Source organism: Kitasatospora sp. NPDC088391, assembly GCF_044753345.1.
Taxonomy (GTDB): Bacteria; Actinomycetota; Actinomycetes; order Streptomycetales; family Streptomycetaceae; genus Kitasatospora.
Window position 1 is genome coordinate 132121 of sequence record NZ_JBIVNB010000007.1, and the last position, 26125, is coordinate 158245.

At 73.1% G+C, this 26125-nt stretch carries 22 protein-coding genes; 12 read left to right on the forward strand and 10 right to left on the reverse strand.

Annotation, left to right across the window (positions count from 1 at the left end; genetic code table 11):
* Window positions 1-21: 21 nt before the first annotated feature.
* Entirely contained in the window at window positions 22-690 is a 669-nt protein-coding gene (locus ACIQBJ_RS21865; RefSeq protein WP_400712911.1) for a hemolysin III family protein, read from the reverse strand.
* Between the two features lie 264 nt (window positions 691-954).
* On the opposite strand from ACIQBJ_RS21865, the gene ACIQBJ_RS21870 reads away from it, so the two are divergent.
* A complete protein-coding gene (locus ACIQBJ_RS21870; RefSeq protein WP_400712914.1) occupies window positions 955-2784 on the forward strand; it encodes a phosphoenolpyruvate carboxykinase (GTP) in 1830 nt (609 codons plus the stop codon).
* Between the two features lie 54 nt (window positions 2785-2838).
* Here ACIQBJ_RS21870 and ACIQBJ_RS21875 read toward each other — a convergent pair whose 3' ends face one another.
* Window positions 2839-4053 carry a pyridoxal phosphate-dependent aminotransferase gene (locus ACIQBJ_RS21875; RefSeq protein ID WP_400712917.1) on the reverse strand — a complete coding sequence of 405 codons (1215 nt, stop codon included), beginning with the start codon at window positions 4051-4053 and terminating at the stop codon, window positions 2839-2841.
* 118 nt (window positions 4054-4171) lie between these two features.
* Between ACIQBJ_RS21875 and ACIQBJ_RS21880 the strand changes: the two genes are divergently transcribed.
* Window positions 4172-4837, forward strand: a complete 666-nt coding sequence (locus tag ACIQBJ_RS21880; protein WP_400712920.1) for a prepilin peptidase — start codon at window positions 4172-4174, stop codon at window positions 4835-4837.
* Between the two features lie 34 nt (window positions 4838-4871).
* Here ACIQBJ_RS21880 and ACIQBJ_RS21885 read toward each other — a convergent pair whose 3' ends face one another.
* Complete coding sequence (locus tag ACIQBJ_RS21885) at window positions 4872-5117, reverse strand: hypothetical protein (RefSeq protein ID WP_400712923.1); 246 nt, start codon at window positions 5115-5117, stop codon at window positions 4872-4874.
* 122 nt (window positions 5118-5239) lie between these two features.
* Window positions 5240-6844, reverse strand: a complete 1605-nt coding sequence (locus tag ACIQBJ_RS21890) for a chitinase (protein ID WP_400712926.1) — start codon at window positions 6842-6844, stop codon at window positions 5240-5242.
* A 368-nt stretch (window positions 6845-7212) separates the two neighbouring features.
* Between ACIQBJ_RS21890 and ACIQBJ_RS21895 the strand changes: the two genes are divergently transcribed.
* The 4 genes from ACIQBJ_RS21895 (at window position 7213) to ACIQBJ_RS21910 (ending at window position 12301) form a co-directional block, all read left to right on the forward strand.
* Complete coding sequence (locus ACIQBJ_RS21895) at window positions 7213-8007, forward strand: isoprenyl transferase (protein ID WP_400712929.1); 795 nt, start codon at window positions 7213-7215, stop codon at window positions 8005-8007.
* Window positions 8008-8218: 211 nt separating this feature from the next.
* Window positions 8219-9550 (forward strand): PhoH family protein, encoded by a 1332-nt coding sequence (locus ACIQBJ_RS21900; protein ID WP_400712932.1) that lies wholly within the window; start codon window positions 8219-8221, stop codon window positions 9548-9550.
* Window positions 9551-9958: 408 nt separating this feature from the next.
* Window positions 9959-10633, forward strand: a complete 675-nt coding sequence (locus ACIQBJ_RS21905; RefSeq protein ID WP_400712935.1) for a transglycosylase SLT domain-containing protein — start codon at window positions 9959-9961, stop codon at window positions 10631-10633.
* A gap of 240 nt (window positions 10634-10873) precedes the next feature.
* Window positions 10874-12301 (forward strand): AI-2E family transporter, encoded by a 1428-nt coding sequence (locus ACIQBJ_RS21910; RefSeq protein ID WP_400712938.1) that lies wholly within the window; start codon window positions 10874-10876, stop codon window positions 12299-12301.
* An 80-nt stretch (window positions 12302-12381) separates the two neighbouring features.
* Here ACIQBJ_RS21910 and ACIQBJ_RS21915 read toward each other — a convergent pair whose 3' ends face one another.
* Together ACIQBJ_RS21915 and ACIQBJ_RS21920 are read right to left on the reverse strand one after the other, a co-directional pair.
* Window positions 12382-12915, reverse strand: a complete 534-nt coding sequence (locus ACIQBJ_RS21915; RefSeq protein ID WP_400712941.1) for an alkyl hydroperoxide reductase — start codon at window positions 12913-12915, stop codon at window positions 12382-12384.
* A gap of 4 nt (window positions 12916-12919) precedes the next feature.
* Window positions 12920-13471 carry a peroxiredoxin gene (locus ACIQBJ_RS21920; protein ID WP_400712944.1) on the reverse strand — a complete coding sequence of 184 codons (552 nt, stop codon included), beginning with the start codon at window positions 13469-13471 and terminating at the stop codon, window positions 12920-12922.
* 166 nt (window positions 13472-13637) lie between these two features.
* Between ACIQBJ_RS21920 and ACIQBJ_RS21925 the strand changes: the two genes are divergently transcribed.
* From ACIQBJ_RS21925 to ACIQBJ_RS21935, 3 genes are all read left to right on the forward strand, one after another.
* The gene (locus tag ACIQBJ_RS21925; protein WP_400712947.1) at window positions 13638-14579 is read left to right on the forward strand and encodes a LysR substrate-binding domain-containing protein; all 942 of its coding nucleotides are present in this window, start codon (window positions 13638-13640) and stop codon (window positions 14577-14579) included.
* Window positions 14580-14760: 181 nt separating this feature from the next.
* Window positions 14761-15681: an AAA family ATPase gene (locus ACIQBJ_RS21930; RefSeq protein WP_400712950.1), complete on the forward strand. Its 921-nt coding sequence runs from the start codon at window positions 14761-14763 to the stop codon at window positions 15679-15681.
* Window positions 15678-16403 (forward strand): HNH endonuclease, encoded by a 726-nt coding sequence (locus ACIQBJ_RS21935; protein WP_400712953.1) that lies wholly within the window; start codon window positions 15678-15680, stop codon window positions 16401-16403. Before ACIQBJ_RS21930 ends, ACIQBJ_RS21935 begins: the two co-directional genes overlap by 4 nt.
* Here the strand turns inward: ACIQBJ_RS21935 and ACIQBJ_RS21940 are convergent.
* The 3 genes from ACIQBJ_RS21940 to ACIQBJ_RS21950 form a co-directional block, all read right to left on the reverse strand.
* Window positions 16393-18147 (reverse strand): SpoIIE family protein phosphatase, encoded by a 1755-nt coding sequence (locus ACIQBJ_RS21940; protein ID WP_400712957.1) that lies wholly within the window; start codon window positions 18145-18147, stop codon window positions 16393-16395. The genes ACIQBJ_RS21935 and ACIQBJ_RS21940 overlap by 11 nt on opposite strands.
* 54 nt (window positions 18148-18201) lie before the next feature.
* The gene (locus ACIQBJ_RS21945) at window positions 18202-18939 is read right to left on the reverse strand and encodes a class I SAM-dependent DNA methyltransferase (protein WP_400712960.1); all 738 of its coding nucleotides are present in this window, start codon (window positions 18937-18939) and stop codon (window positions 18202-18204) included.
* A gap of 468 nt (window positions 18940-19407) precedes the next feature.
* Entirely contained in the window at window positions 19408-22383 is a 2976-nt protein-coding gene (locus ACIQBJ_RS21950; protein ID WP_400712962.1) for a BTAD domain-containing putative transcriptional regulator, read from the reverse strand.
* Window positions 22384-22599: 216 nt separating this feature from the next.
* Between ACIQBJ_RS21950 and ACIQBJ_RS21955 the strand changes: the two genes are divergently transcribed.
* Complete coding sequence (locus ACIQBJ_RS21955) at window positions 22600-22806, forward strand: hypothetical protein (RefSeq protein ID WP_400712965.1); 207 nt, start codon at window positions 22600-22602, stop codon at window positions 22804-22806.
* Between the two features lie 81 nt (window positions 22807-22887).
* On the opposite strand, the gene ACIQBJ_RS21960 is transcribed toward ACIQBJ_RS21955, so the two are convergent.
* Window positions 22888-24549: a fumarate hydratase gene (locus ACIQBJ_RS21960; protein ID WP_400712968.1), complete on the reverse strand. Its 1662-nt coding sequence runs from the start codon at window positions 24547-24549 to the stop codon at window positions 22888-22890.
* Between the two features lie 208 nt (window positions 24550-24757).
* Here ACIQBJ_RS21960 and ACIQBJ_RS21965 point away from each other — a divergent pair, with 208 nt between their 5' ends.
* Complete coding sequence (locus tag ACIQBJ_RS21965) at window positions 24758-25444, forward strand: DUF1707 domain-containing protein (RefSeq protein ID WP_400713587.1); 687 nt, start codon at window positions 24758-24760, stop codon at window positions 25442-25444.
* A 247-nt stretch (window positions 25445-25691) separates the two neighbouring features.
* Window positions 25692-26048, forward strand: coding sequence for a WhiB family transcriptional regulator (locus tag ACIQBJ_RS21970; protein ID WP_400712971.1), 357 nt, complete (start codon window positions 25692-25694; stop codon window positions 26046-26048).
* Window positions 26049-26125: the final 77 nt, after the last annotated feature.

Genomic DNA, 26125 nt, shown 5'->3' on the forward strand with positions numbered 1-26125 from the left:
CGGTACTGAGCGGCCGGGGTCTCAGGAGGCGACGGTGTACGCCGCGATCGAGATCCCCACGTACTGGACGATGAACGCGCCGAGGGTGAAGGCGTGGAACACCTCGTGGAAGCCGAACCAGCGCGGTGACGGGTTCGGCCGCTTCAGGCCGTAGACCACGCCGCCCACCGTGTAGAGCACGCCGCCGACGACGATCAGGGTCAGCACGGCGGGCCCGCCCTTGTGCAGGAAGTCCGGCAGGAAGAACACCGCCGCCCAGCCGAGGGCCACGTAGCACGGGGTGTAGAGCCAGCGCGGGGCGCCGACCCAGAACACCCGGAACGCGATCCCGGCCAGCGCGCCGCCCCAGACCAGCCAGAGCAGGATCTGCTGCCGCGCGCCGTCCAGCAGCAGGATGGTGAACGGGGTGTACGTCCCCGCGATGATCAGGAAGATGTTGGCGTGGTCGAGCCGGCGCAGCACCGCCTCGCCGCGCGGCCCCCAGGTGAAGCGGTGGTAGACCGCGCTCACCCCGAACAGCATCCAGGCGCTCACCGAGTAGACGACGCAGGCGAGGCGCACCGCGGTCGAGTCGGCCAGGCAGATCAACACGATTCCGGCGGCGAGCGCGGCCGGGAACATCCCGGCGTGCAGCCAGCCGCGCCACTTGGGCTTCACGAGCTCCAGAACTTCCGCGGTCATGGGCAGCATCTTACGGAACCGTAGGTTACTGACGCGTAGGAAAGTGGCGACTCTCACTCTTGTACGTTTCGGCTAAATCGAGGGGCGTGACCCAGGTCTCCTTCGGTCATGTACGGGGCGCATCGACCCCTTCGAACCGGACAGTGAGGAGTAAAAATCTCGTCAATGACGCCAATTCGACGAAGGGCCGGTGGTTGCCCGGGGCTACGGTGTAACCACCCTCAACCCCCGCGAAGCCGTCTCCTGGCCGAGATGGTGTGAAACGGAGCGATCGTGTCGCCTCAGATCTCTGCGCTCGCCGAGTCCGCGCCCACCCGTCACCAGCGCCTGGTGGAGTGGGTCAACGAGATTGCCGAGCTGACCCAGCCGGACCGCGTGGTGTGGTGCGACGGCTCGGAGGAGGAGTACCACCGCCTCGCCGAACAGCTGGTGGCCCAGGGCACCTTCACCAAGCTCGACGAGACCAAGCGGCCCAACTCCTACTACGCGGCCTCCGACCCGTCCGACGTCGCCCGCGTCGAGGACCGCACCTTCATCTGCTCCGAGCAGGAGAAGGACGCCGGCCCCACCAACCACTGGAAGGCCCCCGCCGAGATGCGGGAGGTCTTCCAGGGCGACAACGGCCTGTTCCGCGGCGCGATGAAGGGCCGCACCATGTACGTGGTGCCGTTCTCGATGGGCCCGGTCGGCTCCCCGCTGGCCGCGTACGGCGTCGAGATCACCGACTCCGCGTACGTCGCCGTCTCGATGCGCGTGATGACCCGGATGGGCCAGGCCGTGCTCGACCAGCTCGGCGAGGACGGCGACTTCGTCAAGGCCGTGCACACCGTCGGCGCCCCGCTCGCCGCGGGCGAGGCCGACGTCGCCTGGCCGTGCAACACCACCAAGTACATCTCGCACTTCCCGGAGACCCGGGAGATCTGGTCCTTCGGCTCCGGCTACGGCGGCAACGCCCTGCTCGGCAAGAAGTGCTACGCGCTGCGGATCGCCTCCACCATGGCCCGCGACGAGGGCTGGCTGGCCGAGCACATGCTGATCCTCAAGCTCACCCCGCCGTCGGGCGAGGTGAAGTACGTGGCGGCCGCGTTCCCGTCCGCCTGCGGCAAGACCAACCTGGCGATGCTCCAGCCGACCGTTCCCGGCTGGAAGGTCGAGACCATCGGCGACGACATCGCCTGGATGCGGTTCGGCGCCGACGGGCAGCTCTACGCGATCAACCCGGAGGCCGGCTTCTTCGGCGTCGCGCCCGGCACCGGCGAGGACACCAACGCCAACGCGATCAAGACCCTCTGGGGCAACACCGTCTTCACCAACGTCGCGCTCACCGACGACGGCGACGTCTGGTGGGAGGGCCTCACCGAGGAGGCCCCCGCGCACCTGACCGACTGGCGCGGCAACGACTGGACCCCCGAGTCCGGCACCCCCGCCGCCCACCCGAACGCCCGGTTCGCCGTCCCGGCCGCGCAGTGCCCGACCATCGCCCCCGAGTGGGAGGACCAGGCGGGCGTCCCGATCTCCGCCATCCTGTTCGGCGGCCGCCGGGCCACCGCCGTCCCGCTGGTCACCGAGTCCTTCGACTGGCAGCACGGCGTCTTCCTCGGCGCCAACATCGCCTCCGAGAAGACCGCCGCCGCCGAGGGCACCGTCGGCGAGCTGCGCCGCGACCCGTTCGCCATGCTGCCGTTCTGCGGCTACAACATGGGCGACTACTTCGCGCACTGGCTGAAGGTCGGCGCCGAGGCGGACGCCGCGAAGCTGCCGAAGATCTACTACGTCAACTGGTTCCGGAAGAACGCCGACGGCCAGTTCGTCTGGCCCGGCTACGGCGAGAACAGCCGGGTCCTGAAGTGGATCGTCGAGCGCCTGGAGGGCACCGCCGAGGGCGTCGAGACCCCGATCGGCGTCCTCCCCACCGTCGAGGGCTTCGACCTGGACGGCCTGGAGCTGACCGACGCCGACCGCGAGCTGCTGTTCACGGTCGACAAGGAGATCTGGAAGCAGGAGGCCGCGCTGGTCCCGGCCCACCTGGAGATGTTCGGCGAGCACACGCCGAGCGAACTGTGGGACGAGTACCGGGCCCTGGTCAAGCGCCTCGGCGACTGACCGGACGACGAACCCCCGCGCCCCGAACGGGACGCGGGGGTTCGGCCTGCCCGGCTACGGCTGGGCGTAGCCCGACAGGAAGTCGCCGATCCGGGTGACCGCGTCGGTGATCTCCTCCGGCCGGGGCAGGGTGACCAGCCGGAAGTGGTCCGGGTCGGGCCAGTTGAAGCCGGTGCCCTGGACGATCAGGATGCGCTGCGAGCGCAGCAGGTCCAGCACCATCTGCGCGTCGTCCTTGATCTTGTAGACCTGCGGGTCGAGCCGCGGGAAGGCGTACAGCGCGCCCTTCGGCTTCACGCAGGAGACGCCCGGGATCTCGTTCAGCAGCTTGTACGCGGCGTCCCGGGAGGCCAGCAGCCGGCCGCCGGGCAGGATCAGGTCGCGGATCGACTGCCGCCCGCCGAGCGCCGCGGCCACCGCGTGCTGGGCCGGCATGTTGGCGCACAGCCGCATCGAGGCCAGCACGTTCAGGCCCTCGATGTACGAGCGGGCCCGGTGCCGGTCGCCGGAGAGCACCATCCAGCCGGAGCGGAAGCCCGCCACCCGGTACGACTTGGACATCCCGTTGAAGGTGACGCAGAACAGGTCCGGGGCCAGGGTCGCCAGCGGGGTGTGCTCCACGCCGTCGTACAGGATCTTGTCGTAGATCTCGTCCGCGTAGATCACCAGCCGGTGCTCGCGGGCGAGTTCGGCGATCCCCTCCAGCAGCTCGCGCGGGTACACCGCGCCGGTCGGGTTGTTGGGGTTGATCACCACGATCGCCCGGGTGCGGTCGGTGATCTTCGCGGCGATGTCGGCCAGGTCCGGGTACCACTCGGCCTGCTCGTCGCAGCGGTAGTGCACGGCGGTGCCGCCGGCCAGCGACACCGAGGCCGTCCACAGCGGGTAGTCCGGCGCCGGGACGAGCACCTCGTCGCCGTCGTCGAGCAGCGCCGTCATGGCGAGCTGGATCAGCTCGGACACCCCGTTGCCGAGGTACACGTCCTCGACCGAGAGGCCGTGCAGGCCGCGCTCCTCGTAGTGCATGACCACGGCGCGCCGCGCCGAGAGCAGGCCCTTCGAATCACCGTAGCCGTGCGCGCTGTTCAGGTTGCGGAGGATGTCCTGGAGGATCTCGGGCGGCGCCTCGAAACCGAACGCGGCGGGGTTGCCGGTGTTCAGCTTCAGGATGCGCTGGCCCTGCTCCTCCAGCCGCATCGCCTCGTCGAGCACCGGGCCGCGGATGTCGTAGCAGACATTGGCGAGCTTGCTGGACTGGATGACCTGCATACCCGCCTACTTTACGGCGGTGTAACGCCGATCACGGCGTGGTGTTCGCCACCTGGACACGGACGGGCGAACGCCGCACGGCGGTAGGGTCACGACGGACCGTCAGGGGAGGCACGCGATGTTCGGGGCAGTGGTCGGGGCCGTACTGGGGGCGCTGGCGGGCGTGCCGCTCAGGTCCGCGGTGGTGCGCTGGGCGGTGCCGGCCGGGGAGCCGTGGCGGACCTGCCCGGTCACCCCGCTCGGGCGCTGCCTCCGGCACGGCGACCGGACCGGCCCGCCGCCACTGGCCGTCGAGGCGGTGGCCGCCGCCCTCGGCGCGGCCCTCGGCGCGACCGCCCCGGCACGCTGGCTGCCGCTGCTGGCCTGGCTCGCCCTGTTCGGCACCGTGCTGGGCTTCGTCGACGCCGCCGTGCTGCGCCTCCCGGACGCGCTCACCCTGCCGCTGTTCCTCGGCACCGCGCTGCTCGTCCCGCTCGCCGACCCCCGCCCCGGCGCCTGGCTGCGCGCCGCCCTCGCCGCGACCGGCCTCGGCCTGCTGTTCCTGCTGCTGGCCCTGCTCGCCCCGATGGGCCTCGGCGACGCCAAACTCGCCCCGTCCCTGGGCGCGGTCCTCGGCCTGGCCGGCTGGCGCACCTTCTACACCGGCGTCCTCTGGATGTGGCTGGCCGCCGCACTCTGGGCGGTCGCCCTCCTCCTGCTGCGCCGGACCGGCCGCAACGGCGAGTTCGCCTTCGGCCCGGCCATGCTGCTGGGCACCCTGGCCGCCGTCCTTGCCGCGTTCTGAGTCCTGACGCCCCCGCCCGGCCCGCCGGTGCCGGTCAGGCCCAGTCCTTCCGGCGGGCCTTCCGGTACTCCGCCTTCTCCCGCCGCGCCACCGCCCCGGGCGAGTCGCCGTACCACCACCACGTGTACCCGGCGAGGGCCGCGTAGACGGCCAGGAAGATCAAGAAGCCCGTACTGACCCCCAACCGCTTGCCCCTGGCCAGGCCGAACAGGGTCCAGCCGGCGAGGATGATCGCGCCTCTGAGCAGGACGCTCAGGGTCTTCTTGGTACGGAGATCCATTCCGCGCACTGTAGGGGGTCCGCCTTCCCGGGGAAAAGGCGGGGCCCGCCGTACCCCAGCGGTACGGCGGGCCCCGGTGCGGGCGGCGGCCTCTCCCTCAAGAGGCGGCGCGCCGGCGGGAGTTACGGCATGGCGTGGACGAAGGCGCCGACGTTGGTGGAGAAGTCGTTGCCGTTGTTGGCGTCCCAGTTGGTGGACCAGGTCATCGCGCCGCGGATGGTCGGCCACTTGGCCGGCGGGACGAAGCTGCCGCAGTGGTTGCCGGTGGCCAGGCAGTCCAGCGCGTTGTCGACCACGGTGGAGTTGACGTAGCCGCCGCCCGCCGCCTTGGTCGAGGCCGGGACGCCGATGCCGACCTGGTCCGGACGCAGGCCGCCCTGGATGTGGGTGCAGACCTGCGCGGTGATGAAGTCGACGGTGCCCTGGGTGTAGACCTTGCCGTCGCAGCCGTTCATGCCACCGGAGTTGTAGAACTGGGTGTTGACGACGGTCAGGATGTCCTTGGTGTTCAGCGCCAGCTGGAAGTAGGCGCCGGCGGTGGAGTACATGCCGATGGTCTCGGGCGCCATGGTCAGCACGAAGCCGGGGCCGACCTTGGACTGCAGGGTGTGCAGCGCCTGGGACATGTAGGTCGGGTCGACGCCGTTCTCCAGGTCGACGTCGATGCCGTCGAAGCCGTACTGCTGGATCAGGCTGTACGCCGAGTTGGCGAAGTTGGTCGCCGCGGCGGCGTTGCCGACCGAGATGGCGCCGTTCTGGCCGCCGATGGAGAGGACGACCTTCTTGCCGGCCGCGTGCTTGGCCGCGATGTCGGCCTTGAACTGGGCGTCGGTGTAGCCGCCGAGCTTGGTGGCGAGCGCCGGGTCCAGGGTGAAGGAGATCGCGCCCTGGGTGGTGGTCGCGTCGGCGAAGGACACCGCGATGATGTCGTACGCGGACTGGACGTCGCCCAGCTTCTGGACGGTCGAGTTGTTGTCGAAGTTCTGCCAGTAGCCGGTCAGCACGTGCTTGGGCAGGCCGGTGTTCGGCTGCGTGGTGCCGGTGGCCGTGGCGGTCGGCGAGGCCGAGGCGCTCTGGGTGGGGGAGGCGCTCTGCGAGGGCGAGGCCGACGCGGACGGCGAGGCGCTCCTGGTCGGCGACGCCGACGCGGAGGGCGAGGCCGAGGTGGCGGAGGCCGACGGGCTCGGCGAGGCGGTGCCGCCCGGGCCGATCAGCTGGACGTCGTCCGCGTTGTAGGTGGACTGGCCGTACCAGCCGTGCAGGTAGAGGGTGACGCTGGTGGTGGTCGCGCCGGTGGTGAAGCCGGTGTTCAGCTGGTTCCACGCGCTCTGCGCCGACCAGGTCGACGGGTCGGTGCCGCCGGTGCCGCGGGCGCCCAGGTAGACGTACGGGCCCTGGACCCAGGCGTTCAGCGTGTAGGCGGTGTTGGGGAGCACCGAGACGGTCTGGGTGCACTCGGCGGTGTCGCCGGCGCCCGGGGTGGCGGCCAGCGCGCCGGTGCCGGAGTGGACCGGGGTGGCGGCCGCGGACGCGTTGCCGGCGCAGGTCCAGCCGGACAGGCCGGACTCGAAGCCGCCGTTGGAGACCAGGTTGCCGACCGCGGCGTTCGCGCCGCCCGCGGTCAGGGCGAGGCCGGTGCCGGCCAGGGCCAGCGCGGTCGCGGTGGCGAGGGCGGCCGGGATCTTGCTGCGGCGCCGGTGGGACGGCTGTTGCGTGGTACGGGCCATGACAGGCTCCAGTGCGGGGAGATGGGGGAGGGGCGAGGGGTGCCCCGGGTGCGGGGTGGGGGGGAGCGGGAACGGGCCGGGACGCGCTGGGGGGAAGGAGCCGCCGCGGTGGGGGTCGCGGCGGCTCCGCTGTGGGGGAGGGTCCGGTGTGGTGCTGCCCACACGCTGGACTAGACCATTGGGGAGCGTCAAGACCCGGAATCCGGTTTAGGGACGGTTTAAGGATTCGGAGACCGTTCCGTATCCCGACCCGTGCGCGCACCGTGACAAGACCGGTACCTGCGGTTTTGCCGTCCCGAAAGCAGAGCGGAGTAGGCTGCCGCAGGGATTTCGCACCCGGAGCAATCAGCACGGAAGGGCCGTTCGACATGGGTCTGCGCGAGGTGGTGGAAGGCACGCCGGGGCTGCGCACCCTGCTGGACAAGGCCTACCGGTTGTACGGTCGCCGGGTCGAGGTGCACCTGGCCAACACCCCGCACCACATCGGGGTGATCCTGGACGGCAACCGCCGCTGGGCGAAGGCCACCGGCGGCACCACCGCCTACGGGCACCAGCGCGGCGCCGACAAGATCAGCGAGTTCCTCGGCTGGTGCGCGGAGACCGACGTCCGGGTGGTCACCCTCTGGATGCTCTCCACCGACAACCTGTCCCGGCCCGCGGAGGAACTCGTCCCGCTGCTGGGCATCATCGAGGACGCCGTGCGGGGGCTGGTCGAGGCCGGCCGCTGGAAGGTCCACCCGGTGGGCGCGCTCGACCTGCTGCCCGCCCCCACCGCCGAGATGCTCAAGCAGGCCGCCCAGGCCACCGAGCACATCGACGGGCTGACCGTGAACGTGGCGATCGGCTACGGCGGCCGGCAGGAGATCGCCGACGCCGTCCGCTCGCTGCTCCAGGAGCACGCCGTCCGCGGCACCTCGATCGAGGAACTGGCCGAGGTGCTGGACGTCGAGCACATCGCCGAACACCTGTACACCAAGGGGCAGCCCGACCCGGACCTGGTGATCCGCACCTCCGGCGAGCAGCGGCTGTCCGGCTTCCTGCTCTGGCAGTCCGCGCACAGCGAGTTCTACTTCTGCGAGGCCTACTGGCCCGCGTTCCGCAAGGTGGACTTCCTCCGCGCGCTGCGCGACTACCAGCTCCGCAACCGCCGGATGGGGCGCTGACCGGAGCCCGCCGCGACTGACCCGCGGTCAGGCCCCCCTACCCGTGGGGCGGGTGGGAAAACGTTCACCTGCTGTGATCCCGACGTTCTCTCCGGGACGAATGCCGGGCCCCTCGCCTGGGAATACTCCCCTCAGACCGTCCTCCCGGCCAGCGGGGCCGCGGGGACCGGTGGGCCGCGGGTGACGTCGGGTCACCCGCTCTGGAGGGCTAGTGGTCAGTACCAAGAGCCGCCGGACACCTGACCGGCGCACGTACGTCCTCGACACCAGCGTGCTCCTGGCCGACCCTCTCGCCATGACGCGCTTCGAGGAGCACGAGGTCGTCCTCCCGGTCGTCGTCGTCACCGAGCTGGAGGCCAAACGCCACCACCCGGAACTCGGCTACTTCGCCCGCCAGGCACTGCGCCTGCTGGACGACTACCGGGTCCGCCACGGCCGGCTCGACGAACCGATCCCGGTCGGCGAGCTGGGCGGCACCATCCGGGTCGAGCTGAACCACTCCGACACCTCGATCCTGCCGGCCGGCTACCGGATCGGCGGCGGCGAGGCGGACACCCGGATCCTGGCGGTGGCCCGCAACCTGCAGGCCGAGGGGTACGACGTCACTGTCGTCTCCAAGGACCTGCCGCTGCGGATCAAGGCGAGTTCGGTCGGCCTGCTGGCCGAGGAGTACCGGGCCGAGCTGGCGGTCACCTCCGGCTGGACGGGCATGACCGAACTGCACGTCCCGGCCGACCGGGTGGACGAACTCTTCGCCGGCCAGGAGCACGCCCTCCGGATCGAGGGAGCCGACCAACTCCCCGTCCACACCGGCCTGGTGCTGCACTCCGAGCGCGGCCGCGCGCTCGGCCGGGTGGCCCCCGACGGCCGGGTGCAGCTGGTCCGCGGCGACCGCGAGGCGTTCGGCCTGCGCGGCCGCAGCGCCGAGCAGCGGATCGCCCTCGACCTGCTGCTCGACCCCGAGATCGGCATCATCTCGATGGGCGGCCGGGCCGGCACCGGCAAGTCCGCGCTCGCCCTGTGCGCCGGCCTGGAGGCCGTCCTGGAGCGCCGCCAGCACCGCAAGGTGATGGTGTTCCGCCCGCTGTACGCGGTCGGCGGCCAGGAGCTCGGCTACCTGCCCGGCAGCGAGGCCGAGAAGATGGGCCCCTGGGCGCAGGCGGTCTTCGACACCCTCTCCGCCGTCACCACCCCCGACGTGATCGAGGAGGTCATCTCCCGCGGCATGCTGGAGGTGCTGCCGCTCACCCACATCCGCGGGCGCTCGCTGCACGACGCCTTCGTGATCGTCGACGAGGCGCAGTCCCTGGAGCGGAACGTGCTGCTCACGGTGCTGTCCCGGATCGGCCAGAACTCCCGCGTCGTGCTGACCCACGACGTCGCCCAGCGCGACAACCTGCGGGTCGGCCGGTACGACGGCGTGGTCGCGGTGGTGGAGAAGCTGAAGGGCCACCCGCTGTTCGCCCACATCACGCTCACGCGTTCGGAGCGCTCGCCGATCGCCGCACTGGTGACCGAGATGCTGGAGGACATCCAGCCCTAGGCATAACGGGACACACCGGGACGAAGGGGTCTGACACATAGCGTCAGGCCCCTTCGTCGCGGGGGGAACTGACGGGGTCTCGACCGTTCGTCCACCAAAGGCGCTGGTCGAAAAGTTTGTGAGATCTGCCACGGCGGAGGGAATTGCGTAGACGCGCCCGCGTGCGGCATGGTGTGGGTTCTGTCAGGCCCCGCGTACGGCAGCACCTCGCCCGGCGACTTCGGTCGGTGGGCGGAAAACTGAACACCGCAAGGCCGTACGCCGCTCGATCGAACCGCCCTCACCCGGCCCGTCCGGACCGGCGGCCGAGCCCGCGCCCCCGGTGACCAGTGTTCGACGGAGGCCAGTGCCCAGGGGCAGATACGCGCCCGTACGGTCACACGCCGGGCGACGCCGGAAGGAAACCATGTGACTCGGATCTCGGTCCGGGGAGTCGCTGTCGCCTCCGCCACCGCGGTGACCGCCGTCGGTGCCGTGGTGGGCGCCGCCTCTGGAAGTGAAGGCAAGGCCGTCACCACGGTCGACGTGGCGAGCGCGACCCTGCTCGCCGACGCACCCGCCGGCGCGCACGTCCAGAACGTCAGCGACGGGATCGGCCGCCAGGCCGACGCCCAGCAGGTCTCCGCCGACGCCGCGGCGAAGAAGGCCGCCGAGGAGGCCGCCCGGCAGAAGGCCGCCGCGGACGCGCAGGCCAAGGCCGACGCGGACAAGGCCGCCAAGGCCGCGGAGGAGAAGCGCGCCAAGGAGGAGGCCAACCGGGCCGCCGCCCGCAGCGTGCTGGCCACCGTCAGCCCCGGCTCGGTCCAGGACATGGCGCTGCAGATCGTCGGCGACGCCGACCAGTTCCAGTGCTTCAGCCAGATCGTCAAGCGCGAGAGCGGCTGGGACTACACCGCCACCAACGCCTCCTCCGGCGCCTACGGCCTGGTCCAGGCCCTGCCGGGCTCCAAGATGGCCTCGGCCGGCGCGGACTGGCGCACCAACCCCGCCACCCAGATCAAGTGGGGCCTGAACTACATGAACAGCCGCTACGGCAGCCCCTGCGGCGCCTGGTCGTTCTGGCAGTCCCACCACTGGTACTAGGAACGCCCGCCGTTCCGGTCGAAGGCCCCCGCCGCACTCCGCGGCGGGGGCCTTCGCGCCGCCCGGGCCCGTCGACGCGCCCTGCCCGGTGAAATGCGGTCATTTGTCCATATTCGCAAGGATTTTCCGGTGGGCAGCCCGCGAACCCCCGCGACCCCGCCCCGCGCCGGCGGGTAGCGTTCCTCACCGACGGCCGTGCGACCCGCGGCCCGCAGGGACCGACACGGGGGAGACCGGGCAGTGACGGAAGAGACGAGCGGCGGCCGCTGGCGCGGCGTCGCCAAGATCGGCGCCCTCGCGGCCGGACTGTTCGCCGCCGCCGAACGCCGCCGCCGCGCGGCCATCTCCGCGGAGGCGCACGCCCTCGCCAACGAGCAGGCCGTCGAACTGGTCGCCGAGCGCGCCGCGCTGCGCACCGCCGAGCAGACGGCCCGTCAGCTCGCCGAGCACACCGGGCCCGCCGCCGACCCGGTCGTCGAGACCGACACCGTCCCCGCCCCGCGCGCCGCCGAGCCCGCCGAGCCCGCCGAGCCCGCCGAGCACTCGTCCTGGGGCCCCCCGCCCGGCCGCCCGAGCAACCCCGTCGACGCGGTGCCCTGGACGCTGCGGGTCGCCGCCGAGTCCACCTGGCGGCTGCTGCTGCTCGGCGTCGCCGTCTACGTGCTGTTCCGGGTCATCGACACGCTCCGGCTGGTCGCCTTCTCCGCCGTCGCCGCCCTGCTGATCTCCGCCCTGCTGGAGCCCACCGTCTCCTGGCTGCGCCGGCACGGCGTCCCGCGCTCGCTGGCCGCCGCCGGGACGTTCCTGTCCGGCCTGGCCGGGATCGGCCTGGTCGGCTGGTTCGTGTTCTGGCAGGTGTCCACCAACCTGGACCGGGTCACCGTCAAGGCCCAGGACGGCGTCCGGACGCTGCGGGACTGGCTGGTCACCGGCCCGTTCCACCTGACCCAGGACCAGTTGGACAACGTCACCAACCAGATCACCGCGTCCATCGGGAAGAACTCCGACCAGCTCACCTCGGCCGGCTTCACCGGCGTCAGCATCGCCGTCGAACTGCTCACCGGCATCGCGCTGACCGCCTTCACCACCTTCTTCCTGCTCTACGACGGCTCCCGGATCTGGAGCTGGACGCTGCGCGGCCTGCCCCGGCACTCCCGGTACGCGATGGCCGGGGCCGGGCCCAAGGCGTGGACCACCCTGACCGCGTACGTCCGGGGCACCGTCACGGTCGCCTTCATCGACGCGCTCTGCATCGGCATCGGGCTCCAGCTGCTGGGCGTGCCGATGGCGATGCCGCTCGCGGTGATCATCTTCCTGGGCGCGTTCGTGCCGCTGGTCGGCGCGCTGGTCACCGGCACCATCGCGGTGCTGATCGCGCTGGTCACCGTCGGGCCCTTCAAGGCGCTGATGGCCCTGGTGGTGCTGGTCGCCGTCCAGCAGCTGGAGGGCCACATCCTGCAGCCGCTGATCCTCGGCCGGGCCGTCCGGGTCCACCCGCTGGCCGTCGTCCTCGGCGTCGCGGCCGGCTCCATCCTCGGCGGCATCGCGGGCGCGATCGTCGCCGTCCCGCTGATCGCCGTGGTCAACACCGTCACCGGGCACCTGCGCCAGCGCAACGCGGCGGGACAGCAGGTCTTCCGGGCCATCGAGGCGGCCCGCAAGCAGTAGCCGGCGCGCCCACGCGAAAGGTCCGGCCGAGGAGGGTTCTCCTCCTCGGCCGGACCTTTCGCGTGGTGCCTGCCCGCCGCCTAGCGGGCGAGCGCGGCCTCGGCGTCGAGCACCGCGGCGACCGCCTGGACGGTCGCGGCGATCTTGATCGAGGCCTGGACGACCTCGCGGTCGACACCGGCCTTGCGCAGGACGCCCTCGTGGGAGTCCAGGCACTGGCCGCAGCCGTTGATCGCCGAGACGGCGAAGCACCAGAGTTCGAAGTCGGCCTTGTCGACGCCCGGGTTGCCGATGATGTTCATCCGCAGACCGGCCCGCATCGTCCCGTACTCCTTGTCGGAGAGCAGGTGCAGCGTCCGGTAGTAGACGTTGTTCATCGCCATGACCGCGGCCGCGCCCTTCGCGGCCTCGTAGGCCTCGGGCTTGAGGTTGGCCTTGGCCTCGGGCTCCAGCTCGCGCAGCACGGCCGGCGACCGGGTGGCCATCGCGCAGGCGAGCACGGTGCCCCAGAGCTGCTGCTCGGGGAGGTCGGAGTTGCCGATCACCGAACCGAGGTTGAGCTTGAGGTCCTTGGCGTAGTCCGGCAGCGCGGCCTTGAGTTCGTCGAGGGCCATCGGGTCAGCCCGCCAGCAGGGACTGGGCGTCGAGGGTGTCCTCGCCCTTGGTCCAGTTGCAGGGGCACAGCTCGTCGGTCTGCAGCGCGTCGAGCACCCGCAGGACCTCCTTGGGGTTACGGCCGACGGAGCCGGCGGTCACCATGACGAACTGGATCTCGTTGTTCGGGTCGACGATGAACACCGCGCGCTGGGCGGTGCCGTCCGCGCCCTCGACGCCGCAGGCCCGCATCAGCTCGTGCTTGACGTCGGCCAGCATCGGGAACGGCAGGTCGCGCAGGTCCTTGTGGTCCTTGCGCCAGGCGTGGTGCACGTACTCGGAGTCGCCGGAGACGCCGAGGATCTGGGCGTCGCGGTCGGCGAACTCGTCGTTCAGCTTGCCGAAGGCGGCGATCTCGGTCGGACAGACGAAGGTGAAGTCCATCGGCCAGAAGAACACCACGCGCCACTTGCCCTCGTAGGACTTGTGGTCGATCTCGGCGAAGGCGTTCGCGGCGTCGAGGTCCACGCAGGCGTTGAGTTCGTACTCGGGGAACTTGTCGCCGATCGTCAGCACGTCGCTTCTCCAGGGTTTGGGACGAGGGTTGTCCGGATTGCGGACACCTCCCAGCCTGGCACACGGTTACTGATCAGTGAAATCGGTTCTCGCTCATGCCGCGATAGGCAATTCCGATCAGTCCGGCACACTGGGAGGGAGCACCGACCGGCAAGGAAGCACCACCGTGAGAAGCAGCGCGCCCCGCACCCCCACCGTCTCCCAGCTGCGGGCCTTCGCCGCCGTCGCCGAGCACCGGCACTTCCGGGAGGCCGCCTCCGCGATCGGCACCAGCCAGCCCGCGCTCTCCGGAGCGGTCGCCGCCCTGGAGGAGGCACTCGGCGCGCAACTGGTCGAGCGGACCACCCGACGGGTGATGATCACCCCTCTCGGGGAGCGCGTGGCCGAGCACTCGCGCCGGGTGCTGTCCGCGCTGCACGCCCTCACCGAGGAGGTCGAGGCCGCCCGCCGCCCCTTCACCGGGCCGCTGCACCTCGGCGTCATCCCGACCGTCGCACCCTACCTGCTGCCCGCCGTGCTCCGGCTGGTCCGCGACTCCTACCCCGACCTCGAACTCCACGTCCACGAGGAGCGCACCCCCTCCCTGCTCGACGGCCTGGCCGGCGGCCGGCTCGACCTGCTGCTGCTCGCGCTGCCCGCCGGCGGGAGCGTGCCGGTGACCGAGATCCCGCTGTTCGACGAGGACTTCGTGCTGATCGTGCCGCCCGAGCACGCACTCGCCGGCCGGGTCGACGTCGCCCGCGACCTCCTGCTCGACCTCGACGTGCTGCTGCTGGAGGAGGGCCACTGCCTGCGCGACCAGGCCCTGGAGATCTGCCGGGAGGCCGGCGCGGACACCTCCGGCGGCTCCACCCGGGCCGCCGGACTCGCCACCCTGGTCCAACTCGTCGCCGGCGGGCTCGGCGTCACCCTGCTCCCCGCGACCGCGCTCGACGTCGAGGCCGGACGCACCGACCGGCTCGCCGCCGTCCGCTTCGCCGCCCCCGCCCCCGGCCGCCGGATCGGCCTCGCCCACCGCCCCGGCTCCGCCCGCACCGGCGAGTACCAGCGCTTCGCCGCCGACCTCCGCGAGTCGCTGCGCGACCTGCCCGTCCGCCTCACGGCCTGACGGCCGGGGTCCTGCCGCCCACCCGTGAACGCCCCACGAGGAGAGCCCGGCGCAGGACACGGCCCGACCGCCGGTCCCTCCCCGTCGGCCCACCCCGTGAACGCCCCGCGGGAAGCGTCCGGCCGACGGTGGGTGGGCATAGAACGGGTGGCGGGTTCCAGACGGGGGGTGGCCGGTGTACGTGTCGCGGATCAGGGTGTCCGGGGTGAAGTGCTTCCGCGGGGTGCGGGAGGTCGACGTGCGGGTGCCGGCGGCGGCCGGGTGGACGGTGCTGGCGGGGCCGAACGGGAGCGGGAAGAGCACGCTGCTGCGGGCGCTCGGGATGGCGCTCGGGGCACTGCCGGGCGGGAACGCCGAGCTGTGGGGCGAGCAGGGCTGGGTGGAGGCCGCGCCCGCGCCGCGCTGGCGGGTCGGCGGGTCGGCGGGCGCTCCGCGGGCCCGGTACGTCGACCCCGGGGCCGGCCGCGACGTCCCGCTGCGCGCGGAGCTGCTGGAGCAGGTGCTGCCCGCGGGCTGGCGGGTCAGCGACCCCGAACGGCAGCTGGTCGCGCACGGCGGCCGGGAACTCCCGCTGGACGAACTCGGCGACGGCACCGCCCGGCTGGCCCGGCTGGCGAGCCTGCTCGCCGCGACCCGCCGCCCCGGCCCGGTGCTGCTCGACGACGCGGACCGGCACCTGCACCCGGCCTGGCAGCAGCGGCTCGGGCCCTGGCTGACCGCGTCCTTCCCGGACGCCCAGTTCATCGTCGCCACCCACAGCCCGTACCTCTGCCAGGCCGCCGACCCGGGCGCGCTGATCCGCCTGCCCGGCCCGGACGAGGAGCGGGCCCCGTACCGGCTCGACGAGGAGATCCGGCAGCGGGTGCTGTACGGCAGCGGCGAGGACACCGCGCTGTCCGAACTGTTCGGGCTGCCGAGCGCCTACTCGCCGGCCGCCGAGGCCGAACGGCGGCTGCTGGTCCGGCTGGAGCGCAAGCTGTACGCCGGGCAGGCCACCGACGCGGAGGCCGCCGAGTACCGGGAGCTGGGGGCGAAGCTGAACAGCTCGCTGACCGCCCGGGTCGACGAGGTCACCGCGCGGCTGCTCGGCCGGGACCGGTGATCCCGCTCCAGCGGCCGCCGCTGCAGGCCCGGCTGGCCGCCGAACTGGAACGCGCCACCGCGGGCATCCGCACGGCCGGACCGAGCACCGCCTCCGGGCGCGCCGCCTGGCGCAAGGCCGTCCGGCCGAAGGCCCAACTGCGGCTGCTGCTGCGGCAGATGGCGCCCGGCCTGGAACGCTGCATGTACTGCGGGGACAACCTCGGCACCGACATCGACCACTTCGAGCCGATCGCCCAGGCGCCGCTGCGCACCTTCGACTGGCAGAACCACCTGCTGGCCTGCGCGCACTGCAACAGCAACCGCAAGCGCGACCTGTTCCCGCGCGACCCGGCCACCGGCGACGGCCTGCTGGTCGACCCGTGCCGCGAGGACCCGGCCGAGCACCTGCGGCTCTACCTGGACTCCGGCGCCTACGACCCGCTGACCGTCCGCGGCGAGGCCACCATCGAGGTGTTCGGCCTCAACCAGCGGCCCGAACTCGTGCGCGGGCGGCGGATGATGTTCGCCGTGGTCAAGGCCCTGCTGCTGGCCTGGCAGGAGGCCGACCCGGAGGAGGCCGAGGAGTACGCCGGGGCGCTCCGCGAGATCCACCACGCCGACGTGCTGCGCACCGTCCTCGGACTGCGCCGCAGCCGCCCGCTGGCGCTCGCCGTGCTCGGCCCGCAGGTCCTCGACGCGCTCGACCGGCTCGCCGACGCCGACCGGAGGTTCAGCGGCTGACCGGCTCGCCGCCGAGCCGCTGCTCGAACCAGACCACCTTGCCCGTGCCCAGCCGGGTCGCGCCCCAGCGGTCCGCGCACCGGCCCACTATGTGCAGGCCCCGCCCGCGCTCCTCCTCCGGCCCGGCCCGGCGGGTGCGCGGCAGCGCGGGCGAGTCGTCGCCGACCTCGCAGCGCAGCACCGAGGTCCGCACCAGCCGCAGCGTCACCGGGCGGGTCGCGTGCTGGACGGCGTTGGTGACCAGCTCGCTCACCATCAGCTCGCAGTTCTCCGCCAGGTGGTCCAGGCCCCAGCGGCGCAGCGTGTGCCCGGCCAGCCGGCGGGCCCGGCCCGGGGTCTCGTGCTTCGGCTGCAGGTACCAGTAGGCGACGTCCTCGGCCGGGATGCCGTCGAAGGCCGCGGCCAGCAGCGCGATGTCGTCGGCCCGGTCGCCCGGCGGCAGGATGCGCAGCGCCTCCTGGCACAGCTGCTCCGGGTCGGGCCGCGGCCCGCCCGCCAGCCGGGCCCGGAGCAGCTCCAGGCCGGTGCCGAGCGGGCGGCGGCGGGTCTCCACCAGGCCGTCGGTGAACAGCAGCAGCGAGGAGCCGGGCGGCGCGGGCAGCTCCACCGAGGAGAAGTCCACCCCGCCGACGCCGATCGGCGCGCCCGGCGGCAGGTCCAGCAGCCGGGCCGAGCCGTCCGGCCCGACCAGCACCGGCGGCACGTGCCCGGCGTTGGCGATCACCACCCGGCCCGCGATCGGGTCGTAGACCGCGTACACGCAGGTCGCCAAGTGGTGCTCCTGGCCCAGCCGCTGGGCCTGCTCGTCGAGGTGGTACAGCACCTCGTGCGGCGGCAGGTCGAGGCCCGCCAGGGTCTGCGCGGAGGTGCGCAGCTGGCCCATCACGGCCGCCGAGGTCAGCGAGTGCCCCATCACGTCGCCGACGATCAGCGCAACCCGGTTGCCGGGCAGCGGGATCGCGTCGTACCAGTCGCCGCCGACCTGCGCCCCGCGCTCGCCCGGCAGGTAGCGGTGCGCCAGCCGGACGCCGTGCGGCTGCGGCAGGTGCGCGGGCAGCATCGAGCGCTGCAGCTCGTCGGCGATCTCCCACTCCCGGGTGTAGCGCAGCGCGGTGTCCACGGCGAGGCCCGCGTGGGTGGCCAGGTGCGCGGCCGTCGCGGTGTCGCCCGGGTCGAAGCCCGCCGCCGAACCGTCCGGCCGCGGCCGGCGGACCAGCAGCAGCATGCCGAGCGCGGCCTGCCGGCCGTGCAGCGGCAGCGCCAGCAGAGTCGTTCCGGCCGGCAGCCGGCCCACCGCGCGGGCGCCCAGCAGCTCGGCGGCCAGGCCGCCGCGCCGGGCGTCCAGCACCGTCGGGCCGGACGGGCCCCGCCGCAGCAGGGCCCGTTCCAGCAGGCTGCCCGGCGGCACCGGCCGCACTCCCGCGGCGCGGCCCAGCCGGGTGCCGCAGGTGTGCCGCACCCGCAGCGCCCGCGGCCGGCCCGGATCGCGCTCGACGTCCGGCAGCGGGTCGCGGACCAGCACCACCAGGGCGTCCGCGACCGACGGGACCAGCACCCGGCCCAGGTTGCGCAGCGTCGCCGCCAGGTCCAGCGAACTGTTGATCCGCCGGGCCGCGCAGTCCAGTTGGGCCAGCCGCTCGGCGAGCCGGGCCGTCCCGCCGACGGCCGCCCCGGCCGGCGGCGGGTGCCGCTGGACGGGGACGGCGGGCGGCTGCCCCGCCAGGGGCTCCAGGTGGTCGCGCACGGGCTGGCCGATCTGTGCAGGTGCCGGTTCGTCGGGACGGGCGCTGACGAGTCGTCAGCCGGTGCGCCGACAGCGCAGGTACAGCTGGGTCTCCGGCGGCTGCGCCGGCCCGGCGGGGGCGTACGACTGGCTGTCCACCGCCTCCACGGCGAAACCGGTGCGCTCCAGCAGCGCCGCCAGCTCCTCGCGCAGGTACCCGCTGACCCGGATCTCCCGCTCCAGGAACGGCAGCGGCACGTCGTCCAGGTCCGCCTCGACCATGCCCAGGGCCAGCAGGCCGCCGGGGCGCAGCAGTTCGCGGACCCGGCCGAGGGTCTCGGCGATCTCGGCGCGCGGCAGCATCAGCAGCGAGAAGAAAGCCGCGGCGGCGTCCAGCGTCCCCGCCCCGGCGGGGCCCAGCTCCGGCACGCCCCAGGTGTCCGCGGCGGCGGGCGTGGCCAGGTCGACCACGTCCATCCGGTGGAAGGCGGCGGCCGGGGCGGCGACCCTGGCCTGCGCCAGCATGCCCTCCGACAGGTCGACGCCCGTCACCCGCAGGCCGCCCTCGGCGAGCTGCCGGGCGGTCGGCTCACCGGCCCCGCAGCCGACGTCCAGCACCCGGGCGCCGGCCGGGAGCCCGGCCAGCAGCCAGTCGCCGCAGGCGAGCTGGCCCGACCTGGCCGGAAACACCTCCTGGTAGCGGGCGCCGATGGCGTCGAACACGGCGGCGCCGCGGGCCCGTTCGGCCCGGCGGGCACCCGCCCCGGACGCCGGGTCGGCGTCGGCGGGGACTTCAGTCCGTTCGTCCGTCACGATGATCTGGGCACCTTTCCCGCGCGCGTCCTGCCCTACCCGTCGTGGTCCGCACTCCACTCCCGACCCTGGCCTTCGAGAATAAACGCGATCACCGGACCGTGGAGTCCGTTTCCGGTCAACTCGCGCGCCATCGGGCGCCGATCGCCCGCCAGGGGCAGCACACCGGAGCCCGCAAGGTGGTGCGCCACCGCCCCGCGCGCCGCATGGCGCGGCCGCACCGGCCGGCCCGGCCCCGCCACCCCCCCTCGACCTGCCCCGAGCTGCCCCGAGCTGCCCCGAGCTGCGGCCAACTCCCTTGCCGCAGGCGTTTATCGAACGTCAATCGGGCTCTGTCAGAGTCGTCTCAGCGCCGGGGAAGCGTCAAAGCGTTCCCGCAGCCGGGGGGCTGCGGGGACGCCGACGCTCCCGGGGGGACAGGCTTCCGCCGAGGGGGACCAGGGGGGTACCGAGGGGGGGAACGGAAGCCTACGGCGCGGGGGGAGAAGAGGGGGAAGGCTCGGTGTGCCGAGTGTCGATGAGGTCCCGCACCGGCTGGGCCTCGGGCACACCGAGCCGCGTGTACACCACCAGCGCCTCCCGGAGACACGCCAGCCCGCGCGAGGGCTGCCCCAGCTCCAGCAGCGCCTCGCCCAGCGCCGCGTTCGCCATCCCCTGGCAGTACGCGGCCTCGATCTCCTGCGCGATCGACAGCGACTCCTCGGCCGCCTGCGCGGCCTCCGCGAACCGGCCGTCCGCCACCAGGCACGCCGCCAGCCGGGCCAGCGAGTAACCCTCCCAGATCGGGTGCTGCTGCGCCCGGTACAACTGGTGCGCCTCCCGCAGGTGCAGCGCCGCCTCGCCCGGCGAACCGGTCGACCGCAGCACCACGCCCAACTGGTAGAGCGTGTCCGCCAGGCACGGCGCGTTCCCGGACGCCCGGGCCGCCGTCACCGCCGCCCGGGCGGACTCCACCGCCTCCGCGTGCCGGTCCAGGCCGACGTGGGCGCGGGCCAGGTTGCCCAGCAGCCGGGCCTCGCTGGTCGGAGCCGCCAGCTGACGGCTGCTCAGCAGCGCCTGCTGGTAGAACGGCAGCGCCTCGGCCGGCCGGCCGGCCATGATCAGCACGATCGCCAGCGCGTTCGCGGTGGTCATCCGCAGCACCGTCGCCAGGTCGGCGGGCTGGAGCTCCAGGCTGCGGCGCAGCGAGCCCTCCGCCTCCGCCAACTCGGCGGCCACCCGGTGGATCTGGCCGAGCGCGCACTGCACCCCGGCCAGCGCCAGGGCGTCCCGGCCGGCGTCCGGGTTCGCCGACGCCGCCTGCAGGGCACCGCGGATGCGCGGAGCCAGCGACGGGTCCTCGACCAGGCTGACCAGGCTCTGCAGCAGGTCCACGGCCGGGCGCAGCAGCACCAGTGGCGCGCCGGCCGCGGCCTCGACACTGCTCAGCAGCACGGCCGTCTCGGCGCGCAGCCACTCGCGGGCCGCGCCGCCGTCCGGGAAGTCCTGCCCGGCCGCGACCGTGGTGTGCAGCGACTCGACCGGCCGGTCGTCCGGCTCGATCACCCGCACCGCGTGCTGCATGGTGGCGTTCAGCAGGTCGAGCAGCCGCAGCAGGGCCGCCTGCTGCTCCGCGGTGTCGTCGAGCTTGGCGTTCTGCCGCTGGGCGTACAGCCGCAGCAGGTCGTGGTAGCGGTAGCGGCCGGGGGTGAAGCACTCCAGCATGTTGGCCTCGACCAGGGCCTCCGCCAGGTCCTCGGCCTCCTGCTCGGGCGCGCCGAGCAGCGCCGCGACCGCCGCCAGCGGCAGGTCGGGCGAGTCGACCAGGGCCAGCAGCCGGAAGGCGCGGGCCTCCTCCGGGCGGAGCTGGGCGTAACCGAGCCCCAGGGTGGTCTCCACGGCGAGGTTGCCGAGCTGGAGCTCCTGGAGCCGGTTGCGCTGGTCCGCTAACCGCCGGGCCAGGTCGGAGACGCTCCAGCGCGGCCGGCTGGCCAGCCGGGCGGCGGCGATCCGGACCGCCAGCGGCAGGAACCCGCAGGAGGTCACCACCTGCAGTGCGGCCTCCGGCTCGGCGCCCACCCGCTCGGCCCCGACGATCGCCGAGAACAGCGCCAGCGCCTCGTCCGGGGTCAGCTCCTCGATGTCCACCAGGTGCGCGCCGGGGATCTCGGCCAGCCGGGAGCGGCTGGTCACCATCACCGCGTTGCCGGAGACGCCGGGGATCAGCGGCCGCAACTGCCGGGCGTCGCGGGCGTTGTCGAGCAGGATCAGCATCCGCTTGTCGGCCAGCAGCGAGCGGTACAGCGCGGCGCGCTGGTCCAGCGAGTCCGGCGCGTCGGGCGTGCCGAGCGCGTGCAGGAAGTCGCCGAGCACCACGGCCGGGTCGGCCGGGGACGCGCCCGCGCCGCGCAGGTCCACGTACAGCTGCCCGTCCGGGAAGTCCGGCCGCAGGGTGTGCGCGACGTGCACCGCCAGGGTGGTCTTGCCGACGCCGCCGATGCCGGCCAGCGAGGTCACCACCACGGCTTGGCCGGAACCCGCCCGCAGGACGTCCCGCAGCTCGTTGACGATCTTGCCGCGACCGCTGAAGTCCGATACGTCGGCGGGCAGTTGGGCGGGCGGCACGAACGCCGCCGGCTCCTCGGCGGGCTTCGCCGGAGCAGCCAGCACCGCCATCAGCTCGGGGTCGCCGGCCAGGATGCGGGCGTGCATCGCCGCCAGCGCGGTGCCCGGCTCGACGCCCAGCTCCTCGATCAGCAGCTTGCGGGTGTCCGCGTAGACGCCGAGCGACTCGGCCTGCCGGCCGCTCCGGTACAGCGCCAGCATCAGCAGCTCGCGCAGCCGCTCGCGCAGCGGGTGCGCGGCGGACAGCGCGTTCAGCTCCGACACCACGTCGGCGTGCAGGCCGATCTCCAGCGCCAGCGCGCACCGCTCCTCGGCGACCGCGAGCCGGCGCTCCGTCAACCGGCCGCGCTGCGCCTCGGCGTAGGGGCCGGGCACGCCCGGCAGCGGACGGCCGCGCCACAGGTCGAGCGCGGCCATCAGCCCGTCGTGGGCGGCCCGGAAGCCGCCGTCGGACCGGGCCGCGGCGGCCTCGCCGACCCGCTGCTCGAAGACCACCAGGTCCAGCGCCCCGTCCGGGACCCGCAGCGCGTAGCCGTCGCTGACCGACACCAGCACCTCGGCGGGCTTGCGGACGGCGCGGTTCGGCTCCAGCACCGAGCGGAGCCGGGAGATGTAGGTGCGCAGGGCGGCCACCGCCTGTGGCGGGGTCCGGTCCCCCCAGATGCCGTCCACCAGGTCGTCGGTGGTCACCGGGCGACCCTCGCCGAGCAGCAGTGCCACCAGCACCGCCTGCTGCTGGGGCGACCCGAGGGCCAGCTGGGTGTCGCCCCGCCACGCCTGGACCGGCCCGAGCACTTGGAAGCGCAACGCGTCTGCGGAGCGCGTGCTCTGAAGCTCCATGTCCTCCCCTGTGGCCGATGAACCGTCTGTTCCCCACGCCGGCACCCGTCGTGTGGGTGGGTCAGCTTATGAGGCAGCTCGCAAACGTCCACCAAGCGGATGCGCGGTGGGGCGTTTATAAGACATTTAGCGTCGCCTACGATACTGGCCGCAGGCCGGGAGAGCAGTCTCCCGGGTGATCCACACCCCTCAGCCAGCTGAAAGGCGGCCCACCCCATGGCCGATGACACCACCACCGTTCCCGAGGCCGGGCAGACCCCGGCCCCGGTCGAGCACACCGCCGCTCCGGCCGACCCGAACTCGATCGAGCACGCCCTGGAGGTGCTGGCCGAGGAGCCCGCTCCCGCCGCCGTGCCCGCCGTCGGGCAGCCGAAGGACGGCGAGGTCTTCGAACCCCTCGGCAGCATCAACAACTGCCCGTGACCGCACGTCCCGGCCACCGCACCAGAACGAGCCCCGACCCTCACCGGCCGGGGCTCGTCCCGTTTCGGCGGGCGGTCGGCGTCACTCCGCGGAGCGCACCCGCAGGCTGGTGATCAGCGGGCCGTCGGTGACCTCGGCGAAGAAGTCGTTGCCCTTGTCGTCCACCACGATGAACGCCGGGAAGTCCTCCACCTCGATCCGCCAGACCGCCTCCATGCCGAGCTCCGGGTACTCCAGCACCTCGACCTTCTTGATGCAGTCCTGCGCGAGGCGGGCCGCCGGGCCGCCGATCGAGCCCAGGTAGAAGCCGCCGTGCTCGTTGCACGCCTTGGTGACCTGCTGGGAGCGGTTGCCCTTGGCCAGCATCACCATCGAGCCGCCCGCCGCCTGGAACTGGTCGACGTAGGAGTCCATCCGGCCGGCCGTGGTCGGGCCGAACGAGCCGGACGCGTAGCCCTCGGGGGTCTTCGCCGGGCCCGCGTAGTACACCGGGTGGTCCTTCAGGTACTGCGGCATGCCCTGGCCGGCGTCGAGGCGCTCCTTGATCTTGGCGTGCGCGATGTCGCGGGCCACCACCAGCGTGCCGGTGAGCGAGAGCCGGGTCTTCACCGGGTACCGGGACAGCTCGGCCCGGACCTCGGCCATCGGGCGGTTCAGGTCGATCCGCACCACGTCGTCGTTCAGGTGCTCGTCGGTGGTCTCCGGCAGGTACTTCGCCGGGTCGGTCTCCAGCTGCTCCAGGAACACGCCCTCGGCGGTGATCTTGCCCAGCGCCTGGCGGTCGGCCGAGCAGGAGACGGCCATCGCGACCGGCAGCGAGGCGCCGTGCCGCGGCAGCCGGATGACGCGCACGTCGTGGCAGAAGTACTTGCCGCCGAACTGCGCGCCGATGCCGATCTTCTGGGTCAGCTCGAAGACCTTCTGCTCCAGCTCCAGGTCGCGGAAGCCGTGCCCGGTCTTCGCGTCGCCGCCGGTCGGCAGGTTGTCCAGGTAGTGCGCGGACGCGTACTTCGCGGTCTTCAGGGCGAACTCGGCGCTGGTGCCGCCGACCACGATCGCCAGGTGGTACGGCGGGCAGGCCGCGGTGCCCAGCGAACGGATCTTCTGCTCCAGGAAGGTGAGCATCGACGCCTCGTTGAGGATCGCCTTGGTCTCCTGGTACAGGTACGACTTGTTGGCCGAGCCGCCGCCCTTCGCCATGAACAGGAACTTGTAGGCGTCCCCGTCGGTGGCGTACAGCTCGATCTGGGCCGGCAGGTTGTTGCCGGTGTTCTTCTCGTCCCACATGGTCACCGGGGCCATCTGGGAGTACCGCAGGTTCAGCTTCGTGTAGGCGTCGAACACGCCGCGGGCGATCGCCGACTCGTCCTGGCCGGAGGTCAGCACGTGCTGGCCGCGCTTGCCCATCACGATCGCGGTGCCGGTGTCCTGGCACATCGGCAGGATGCCGCCGGCCGAGATGTTGACGTTCTTCAGCAGGTCCAGCGCCACGAACCGGTCGTTCGGGCTGGCCTCCGGGTCGTCCAGGATGCGGCGCAGCTGCGCCAGGTGCGCCGGGCGCAGGTAGTGCGAGATGTCGTGCATCGCCTCGGCGGTGAGCAGCCGCAGCGCCTCCGGCTCCACCTGCAGGAAGGTGCGGCCGCCCGCCTCGAAGGTCGAGACGCCCTCGGAAGTGAGCTTGCGGTACGGCGTGGTGTCCGAACCGAGCGGGAGCAGGTCGCGGTAGGCGAACTCTGGGGCCATGGGGAGATCCTTCAGTTCTTTCGGCGTCGTCGACGAGGCACCCTCCAGGTTAGGCGCACCCGGGGGTCCGGCCGTGCCCGGGGCCGCCCGCGTGACCGGGGTCACGCCCATTGCGTCGAACCGGCGTTCGGGCCGCGGACGGGCTCGCTAGGCTTGTGACGTGGACAACTCTCCCGCCCAGGAACCGCAGGGCCAGCAGCCCGCCCCGATGCAGAAGAACGCGCCCGCCGAGGCGCCCGTGAAGGCGCCCGCCACCGACCTCGCCGCCGAACTCCGGGCCGCCGACGCGGACCGCGAACGGGTCGCCGACCTGCTCCGCGACGCCTACGCGGAGGGCCGGCTCACCGCCGACGAGCACGCCGAACGGGTCGAGGCCGCCTACAACGCCCGCACCTTCGGCGAGTTGGAGCCGCTCACCCGCGACCTGCCCAGCCACCCCGGGCCGATCCGCCACGACCTGAGCAAGCCCCCGCTGGCGGCCCCCGCCGCCGGGCCCGCGCTGCCGCCGGCCCGGGCCGAGTCGCCGTCGATGGTCGCGGTGTTCGGTGCCGCCGTCCGCAAGGGCCGCTGGCGGGTGGGCTCCCGCCTCAAGGCCGTCGCGGTGTTCGGCGGTGTCGAGATCGACCTCACCGACGCGGTCTTCGAGTCCCCCGAGGTGGTCATCGAGGTGGTCGCGGTGTTCGGCGGCGTCGAGGTCCGGGTGCCCGAGAACGTCAGCCTGCACGGCGGCGGCACCGGCATCTTCGGCGGTTTCGAGGTCCGCGAGCAGACCTCGGCCGACCCGCACGCGCCGGTGGTCCGGATCAAGGGCGCCGCGGTGTTCGGCGGCGTCGAGGCCCGGCCGCGCCGCGGCAAGCAGCTCAAGGAGTGGGTCCGCCGACAGCTGGACCACTGAGCTGCGGAAACGTGACGGGGCGTCAATCCGCCCGGCGGCACTCGACGTTGCCCCGAGTGCAGGCTGTAGTCGGTTGCGTGCGGTGTGCATGAATCCCGGGGCGGCGGGGTAGTTCCCCAGCCACAACGTTCCCTGTACGGCTGTGACCCCGCGGGTCGGCGACGACGGCGCCACAGCGAGGGAGCACGGGGCAGCCGCCCGGGGAGCGACACCGCCCCCGAGCCTCTGATCCCGGTCAGGAGTCACCGTGCTGCATCCGATCGAGTCCAGCGCCACCGCCGCCGCCCGCCGCCCCGCGGCGCCGCCGGAGCTGGACGACAGCCCCTGGCACACCTCCGCCGCCTGCCGCAGGGACGAGGCCGGACTGTTCTTCGCCCCCTCCAAGGAGCCCACGGCCGCCCGGCTCTCCCGCGAGGAGCACGCCAAGCGGGTCTGCGCCCGCTGCCCGGTCCTGCTGGAGTGCCGCGAGCACGCCCTCGCCCAGCCCGAGCCCTACGGCGTCTGGGGCGGCCTCACCGCCGCCGAGCGCCGGGTGGTGCTCACCAGGCGCCGGCGCCGCGAGACCGAGATCCGGGTGCCGGTCCCGACCCGCATAGCCGGCTGAGGACGCGGAACCGGGGGCGCGGGGAGCCGCGCGCAGCGGAGGAGCACCTCGGCCGCGCGGCTCCCCGCGCCCCCGGC